General features: G+C 70.8%; 1 protein-coding gene. It reads left to right on the top strand.

From position 1 onward, the window contains the following. The coding region (locus EOD29_RS32160; RefSeq protein ID WP_206520561.1) for a VCBS domain-containing protein at positions 1–267 on the top strand (267 nt) is incomplete at both ends.

Raw genomic sequence — 267 nt, 5'->3', positions numbered from 1 at the left:
GACGCGGTCAGCGACACGCTGAGCGTCAGCTCGCTCGACGGCACCGCCAGCCACAACATCGTCGTCGCCATCACCGGCGCCAACGATGCGGCGGCGATCGTCGTCGATGCGACGGTGACCGACGACCGGGCGACGGTCGAGGCGGGGGCGGCCGGCAGCGGCGATCCGAGCGCCTCCGACAAGCTGACGGTCAGCGACGTCGACGACGGCGAGGCGGTGTTTGCCGCCCCGGCATCGCTCGACGGCATCTATGGCAGCTTCAGCTTC

It is taken from the genome of Mesorhizobium sp. M1A.T.Ca.IN.004.03.1.1 (assembly GCF_003997555.1).
Lineage (GTDB): Bacteria > Pseudomonadota > Alphaproteobacteria > Rhizobiales > Rhizobiaceae > Mesorhizobium.
The sequence above is the reverse complement of the archived record's forward strand: the minus strand, read 5'-3'. Positions and strand labels throughout refer to the sequence as shown.